Origin of the sequence: Scandinavium hiltneri (assembly GCF_024764835.1) — a bacterium.
Lineage (GTDB): Bacteria > Pseudomonadota > Gammaproteobacteria > Enterobacterales > Enterobacteriaceae > Scandinavium > Scandinavium hiltneri.
On sequence record NZ_JALIGE010000046.1, the window covers coordinates 1 to 487 of the forward strand.

Sequence of the window (487 nt, forward strand, 5' to 3'; positions counted from 1 at the left end):
TCTTCCTGAATACCACCAGAGTCGGTCAGGATCATATAAGCGTTAGCCATCAGGTAGACAAAGGGCAAGTAATCCTGCGGGTCGATCAGGATGATGTTATCAATCCCTTTCAGAATGCGGTTGACCGGCTCGCTGACGTTGGGATTGAGGTGCACCGGGTACACGACCTGCACCTCTGGATGCGAACGGGCAATCTCTGCCAGCGCGCTGCAAATCCGCTCAAACCCGCCGCCAAAGCTTTCACGACGGTGGCCGGTCACCAGGATCATTTTCTTGTTGGCATCCAGGAACGGGTAGCGTTGTGCCAGGCTGTCATGCAATGCAACATCACCCATCACCCGATCTCGTACCCAGAACAGCGCGTCAATCACCGTGTTACCTGTGACGAAGATATGGTCGTCCGGCAGCAGTTCGCGCAACAGGTTCTGACGCGAGTTTTCCGTCGGGGCAAAATGATACATCGCCAGATGACCGGTCAGTTTGCGGT

The 487-nt window shown here is 55.0% G+C and carries 1 protein-coding gene; it reads right to left on the minus strand.

Annotated elements, in window-relative coordinates; genetic code table 11:
- Positions 1 to 487, minus strand: a 487-nt coding sequence (locus tag MUU47_RS00215) for a UDP-N-acetylglucosamine 2-epimerase (RefSeq protein WP_258986127.1), incomplete at both ends; no start/stop codon positions are given.